The sequence below is a fragment of the Okeania sp. SIO2F4 genome (assembly GCF_010672385.1).
Lineage (GTDB): Bacteria > Cyanobacteriota > Cyanobacteriia > Cyanobacteriales > Microcoleaceae > Trichodesmium.
In genome coordinates, this window is sequence record NZ_JAAHGT010000546.1 from 1 (window position 1) to 6,475 (window position 6,475).

At 35.4% G+C, this 6,475-nt stretch carries 7 protein-coding genes and 1 pseudogene; 6 read left to right on the forward strand and 2 right to left on the reverse strand.

Annotated features, from left to right (window positions below):
- From F6K22_RS27125 to F6K22_RS27150, 6 genes are all read left to right on the forward strand, one after another.
- On the forward strand, positions 1-806 hold an 806-nt coding region (locus tag F6K22_RS27125; protein ID WP_293105246.1), incomplete at its 5' end, for a 2OG-Fe(II) oxygenase family protein.
- Positions 807-924: 118 nt separating this feature from the next.
- Positions 925-1,167: a class I SAM-dependent methyltransferase gene (locus tag F6K22_RS27130; RefSeq protein ID WP_293105249.1), complete on the forward strand. Its 243-nt coding sequence runs from the start codon at positions 925-927 to the stop codon at positions 1,165-1,167.
- The gene (locus F6K22_RS27135; RefSeq protein WP_293105252.1) at positions 1,160-1,630 is read left to right on the forward strand and encodes a hypothetical protein; all 471 of its coding nucleotides are present in this window, start codon (positions 1,160-1,162) and stop codon (positions 1,628-1,630) included. Before F6K22_RS27130 ends, F6K22_RS27135 begins: the two co-directional genes overlap by 8 nt.
- Positions 1,631-1,896: 266 nt before the next feature.
- Positions 1,897-2,025 (forward strand): hypothetical protein, encoded by a 129-nt coding sequence (locus tag F6K22_RS27140; protein ID WP_293105254.1) that lies wholly within the window; start codon positions 1,897-1,899, stop codon positions 2,023-2,025.
- 383 nt (positions 2,026-2,408) lie between these two features.
- The gene (locus tag F6K22_RS27145) at positions 2,409-3,107 is read left to right on the forward strand and encodes a class I SAM-dependent methyltransferase (RefSeq protein WP_293105257.1); all 699 of its coding nucleotides are present in this window, start codon (positions 2,409-2,411) and stop codon (positions 3,105-3,107) included.
- 735 nt (positions 3,108-3,842) lie between these two features.
- Complete coding sequence (locus F6K22_RS27150; RefSeq protein WP_293105259.1) at positions 3,843-4,034, forward strand: SDR family oxidoreductase; 192 nt, start codon at positions 3,843-3,845, stop codon at positions 4,032-4,034.
- A 466-nt stretch (positions 4,035-4,500) separates the two neighbouring features.
- Here F6K22_RS27150 and F6K22_RS27155 read toward each other — a convergent pair whose 3' ends face one another.
- Complete coding sequence (locus tag F6K22_RS27155; protein WP_293105262.1) at positions 4,501-5,739, reverse strand: SGNH/GDSL hydrolase family protein; 1,239 nt, start codon at positions 5,737-5,739, stop codon at positions 4,501-4,503.
- Between the two features lie 275 nt (positions 5,740-6,014).
- Positions 6,015-6,475: pseudogene (locus tag F6K22_RS27160) on the reverse strand (lipid-A-disaccharide synthase); the annotation flags it as partial.

A 6,475-nucleotide genomic window follows, 5' to 3' on the forward strand; every position in this document is an offset into this window, starting at 1 on the left:
TCAATCAAACTATTGAAGCATCCCGGAAGTTTTTTCAACTACCTGAAGATGTCAAACAAAACTATGGTCACGACATCCAAAAAGTTTATCCCAAAACCTCAAGGGGTTACGTTCCTTTGTTTGGTGAAGCTCTAAATCAAAACGCAGGACAAGACCCTAAAGAACTTTTTGATTTAGGTATAGATACAAAACAACCGGACGATCCATTGAAGACTCCCTTTACTGGTGAAAATATCATGCCAAATGATAGTGTGGCTCCAGGTTTTAGTAGCTCTCATTCTCAACTACAAAATGAAATTCTGACAAAGGTAGTTCCTAAATTATTAAAAGGATTAGCGTTAGCTTTAGGATTAGAAGAAAATTGGTTTGATAAATATTTTATAGATCCAACATTAATCCACCGGACGGTTTATTATCCGCCTGGTTTTGGCAAAGCGGGAAAACATACCGACACTGGAATTTTTACAGTCTTAATCCAAGAATACTTTCCAACACCTTCTTTAAGGGTTTATACAAAAGATAAATGGATTGATGTTCCTTGTGTAGAAGATACCTTTGTCATTAATTTAGGAGATATGTTGCAGTATTGGACAGACGGTTTATTTGTCAGCACTCCTCACGAAGTAATTCATAATCGTCCAAGTGACCGAGTTTCTATACCCATTTTTGTTTTTCCAAATATTGAAACAATAATTCAACCTTTAAGTACTACTAAAACGATTAGTTCTAAAGAGGTAATGTTGAACAATTTTTTATCGATCTGGGAAACTGGTGAAGGGTCAGGTAGGGCTAAAGAATTAGTCTAATTAGAGATAGATAAAAGTTTAATACTTTTCACAAATTTAAGTATAACCCAATTTATTAAGGCTTTGATAGCTGTGCCTAAATTGGGTTATTTTTAACATAATTGATGAGAATAAATAAGTGATTAATGAGTATGTTGAGATAGCTAATTATTATGACAATCTCTTGACAAGTGGATACTTTGACTTTAATTCCCTTAGCAATACTTTGTACAACTTACTTGATGCTAGAAGAAAAGTTTTAGATATTGGTGTAGGAACTGGATTACTGACTGAAAAAATGCTTTCCTTGGCAAATTATAAGATTATTGGTGTTGACTTTTCTCCTCGAATGTTAGAAATTGCTAAGGTAAAGATTGGCTAATTCAGATGTTAAGTTGATTTGTCAAGATATTACAGAATTTAAAACTGAGGAAAAGTTTGAAGCTATAGTTTCAACTGGAGGTGTTATTTGCATATTGGAAGAAGATGGAGAATATAGAATTTGTAGTCACATAACCGATCTAGAGAAAAATAAGCAATTGCTGGCAAAGTTACACAGTCAGTTAGACGAGGATAGATTATTAGCATTAGGAATTCAGGGAATTCATACCAATTATAAAAAGGAAATCAAAGATGAGATTTTTTATGAGCAGAAAATCAAGAAAGAGGGAAATTATATTGATAAGTGGTATGTGTTTTCTCAAGCTAATGGAGAAATCAAGAGCGAACAATTTTGCCGTTTTTATGTTGTTGATGGACGACAGACAACTCAAGTGCTGATTGATGCTGGATTTAAGCAAGGATATCAGATTATTGATGGCAAGTTTTTAGTCAACTACAAATAATAGAACAACTATGACACAATTAATGAATGCTGTTCTTCTAAATGGGTAATTGTTGATCCGTGGATTAGGAGAAAAAATCAGGAAAAATATCAATATTTGGTAAAATTGTCGATAGTCCTGTAGATGTAGTGATATTCATAAATAAACCCCTTTCACCCTCAGGAGCTTAAGTGCAAAAATCACTACTTGTACACTACTACCAAATTGTGATTACACCATAATTACTACTCACATACTAAGTCAATAAAAATCAGCAAAAAATCCAAATGTTAGAAACAAAAAGTAATTTCAACTGCCAAGAATTTGATGACTTTCCAATTGAGGAAGCTTACCTAGAAAATGTTTTAGTCAAAGGTAATGAAATATGGTTTCGCTATCTCTTAGATGGAGAATAAATTGATTGTTCTATTAAGTACGACTCGATATATTTAGAATACTCAAATTTAGATTCTCCTTCACAGGTAAAATGTTGGTATATTATTCTGGCTGTATTATTTAGTCTCACCTTTTCTTGTGTACTTCCTAAAAAATTTGACTTTACCAAATATAGCCAATTCACCGATAATAGTAGTAAATATGTAGAAAATTATTTTCAGGAAATTCAGAACCCATTCGGTCAAGTTTATGAAGATAATCATACTATGCCAGAATGGTTATGGCAAAAAATTAATCCAGTTCTAGGAAAGATAGTCAGAGAATAGAATGGCAAGAAAAAATAATATTCTTATTCATAAATGGTATAATAAGCTGAAATTTATAGATTTAATATTTTTTTTATATGTATGAAAACAAAGAATATCCAGGAAAAAATTATAACGATGTAGCAGACTGGGTTTTTGGTGCTGAAATAGCTAATAGGTTTACTGATGAAGCAGAAAAGCATATACCTGACTACTGGAAAGTAATAGAGCTAACAATTAATATACTTAAAGACAATATACCTAAAGATGGGTATATCATTGATGTGGGATGTGCTAGTGGTAATACATTATTGTATTTATCCAAACAAGGTTTCAAAAATTTGTTTGGGATAGATTATTCTCAAGAAATGTTAAAAGTAGCTAGTAAAAATTTGAGTAAAGTTGACAAAGATTTTCCTTCCAGACTCTTTCACTCAAAAACATTTGTTCAAAATATGAGTTTTAATGCTATTATTTGTAATTGGACTCTTCATTTTATCCAAGAAAGACAAGAATACTTAAAAGCTATTTTTGATTCTTTAATTAGTCAGGGATTATTTATTTTGACAGAAAAAACATTACAAAGTAAAATAACAGAAAATCAATATATACTTTTTAAACAAAATAAAGGATTAAGTAATGAAGAAATTGAACGCAAGAAACAACAATTAGAAGGTGTATTAAATCCCTTTTCTGTAATACAAAATCTAGAGTTATTAACAACAACTGGTTTTTCTAAAATAGAGATAATAAATGCTAGACTAGGATTTATAACTTTTTTATGCATAAAATCCTAAGTATACAACTGCTTGGTTAGGCCGTAATCACAGACTTTCTAAAGATTATGAATAACATCCTGACAAAGCGCGAAGCTTTCGTTTATATTTCCATGATTCGTTTAATGTTAAAACAGTTAGGGTTGGCTCCGTCTAGGGACAGCTTAATATTCATAATTCTTTACCGAACTCTTAAGGTATAAAGCCTCTCCATTCATGGAGAAAAAAGCGGTCGGAAAGCGGAGCATTCCGAAGGATGGGATGGCGAACTTCGAAGCGGCTCTGTCAAGAGCGGGTCTCCTCCCTGGCCTCCAATCGACCAAGAGAGCGGTTGTTTGCGGAGCATGACCTAGGATGGGATGGGGAGGTCTCCTCCCTGGCCTCCAATCAACCAAGAGAAGAAAAAAAAATCCTTAAATGTCAATCCTATCCGTTATAAGAAGAGGTAATTATTAATTATTAATTATTAATTATTAATTATTAATTGTTGAAAAACAGCTTCTTAGGTGAAGCGATGGCTGTGTATGAATAGTTTTTTAATGATGAGATAGATATTGATTTACTTAACAAATAGTTTGAAAGTTAGGAAATATTTTTTATTTTGTAAAGAAAAGATTTGAGATGAAAAACAAAGCTACAGTTGCTTATATTGGAACAAGTGATATGGGACGACCCATGATTTTTTAACTCTTAAAATTAGGGCTAGTAACTGTTGCCCATAAAAAGGCTCAACTTAAGATATCTCAGTTACAAGGGATGATCGGACGACTTGCTCAAGTTGAAGGTCGAACTGCTGCTGAATACTTAGAGGAAATCAAGCAGAGTTATCCTCAGAAGAGAATTATACAACCACAAGAAGTTGGGTCACTGGTTGCTTTCCTGTGTCGTGATGAGGCATTAGGTATTACAATGGAAGATATAACTATAGCAGCAGGTTCCCTGTGGTAAAAAAAGATTGGATTGACAGCAACGTTAAAGTATTTATCAGTTGGAAAATAGGTGATAGGTGAGCAGAGAGGAAATTTTTAATGAAAAAAATCTGGGGTTGCACATTAAAGAATGATAATAGATTTTCAACTCTACATATACTGAGAAAAGAGTTATCCAAAAATATCAAATGTTCGGATTTCATCATTCTTGATTGTGCAACACCATTCCCTCTAATATTTTTCAGTTGACATACTCCAGACGTTTCCCTTACGGGAAAACGCAGGGTTCTTCAGTCTGGGAAACCCTGACCGCTGCGCATGACAGAGGTGATGTCGGACCCCTGTTTTGACATTGATAATAACAAAATGTACCTAGCTTGTGTCTTGGGCATATGAACAGCTTATGAAGGTATCCGAATCTTTGCCCAGGCTTTCCAATTGCGTCGCTCCCCCACCGGAGAGCGCGGGACTTCCCGCCAGGGAAGTTAAAAACTAGCAGAAGTTTCCACAATACTCAGCAATTCATTAATTTCTGTAATTGATTTGATTGCCGTATCTGCTACAAAACTATGAGCATTAGTTGTAGGATGTATCAGATCAAAGAATAGAAAATCATCAGGATTATTGGGACCAGAACCCAAGAAACTATCTGTGACATTTGTAAAGCCAAAATCACTAGGATTAGCGATTATATTATCAACTATAGTCGAAATATCAAGATTAATAATATTAATATTTGGGTCTTGTTCTAATATTGGGGAAGCTGCTGCTAAGGCACTATTATGACCTTCACTTAATAAAGTCAATGCCTGTTGTTGTTCAGGAGGAAGAGTCTGTGCAAGTGGAGTTACTCCCAAGTCTGGTATATTTGCTAAAACAAAATTTCTGGCTCCAATACTAGCAAGTTTATTTACTGCCACTGATAAATTACCTACACTTGACTGCACATCTGGAGGAACGTCCCCTAAATAATCATTAGATCCTGCCCAAACTACATATAAAGCATCTGGATCGGTGGCAGGAGTTTCTGCAATAAATTCATCAATTTGTGTTTGTAAACCTATCAATAGCGGGGGCGTCCCTTCTGGTAATAAATTGTTGGTAGTATTGATAATTCCTGTGGTTGCTCCATTAACAGCAAAATTAAGGTTTGGGTCAGATGTTACTGCTAACTGAGGCGCGAGAGTTTCTACCCATAGAGGACCGTTGCTGGTACGCCCCTGAAAATAGGGAGGACTTGGTGGCAACAGACCACCAGTAGCAGCAAAAGCATTGCCTGTATCAGACAAACTATCGCCAAATACATAAATGTCGCTAAATAACAGACGTGGCAACCGACCTTCAAATTGACCAAAATTGAGAAAGTGTTCTGTGGTAGTAAGTGGGGTAGTTGCTACTGCTTCGGCGACACCTGGATAACGGTCGAGATAAAAACTGGTGTTGAGTAAAGCACTGGGGTCTCGTGGTTCAAACTGACCAAAGTTGATAAAGTGTTCTGTCGGGGTGAGAATATTTTGTTCTACAACAGTTGCAACACCGGGGTTAGCAGCGAGATAAAAGTCGGTATTGAAAATGGCACTGGGGTCACGATCTTCAAATTGACCGAACCTAATAAAGTGGAAAAAAACATCGCTGATAGTACCATTGGCAACTGCTTCAGCTACTCCTGGGTTTGCTTCGAGATAGAATTGTTCGTCAAATAATTCGTTTATTGTTAATGCCATACTTTGTCAAGTAAAAAGTCAAAAGTCAAAATTCAAAAGTTAGATTTTATAGGCTCAAAACTTTAACGCTACAGTAATTTCAGGAAATTATTTCACGTTTCAGTATAAGAATACTATAGCCTAAGTTAATGAAATTGCTATTACTTTGATTTTTTTTAGCTTACATTAATAGACATCCCCTTAGGATAAAAAATCCAATCAATTATCATAAATAAATCATTAATCATTTCCCCCTACTCCCTACTCCCTACTCCCTACTCCCTACTCCCTACTCCCTACTCCCTATTTAATGATAATACAATTTTTGCCAATTTTTGTGAGGCTCCTGGTTTACCTCTGACATTTCGGAGTTGATGGCGCATTTCTTCCAACTGCTCCGGATGAGTCAAAAACTCCAACACCAACTCTGCAACAACTTCTGGTTTGAGTTTACCCACCAACTCTGGGACTATTTCCTCTTTTGCCCAAATATTTGGCCAAGCAAACAGTTGCCCCTTGCGCAATACTAACCAATTAATTCCGGCAGCAAAAACAGCGCCAACCCCTGGTAAATTTGTGAGTAACCCTGGTAAACCATCCCACGCTCTCATAATATCTAATTGTTTAGTGGGTAATAATACAATCATCGGTACTGCCAAGGAACCTAGTTCAGCAGTGTTAGCACCAACAGTAGTCAGACAAAGACGACATTGGGAAAGTAGGTCATAAGCAGGAGTGCGGGTTATCAATTCTATTT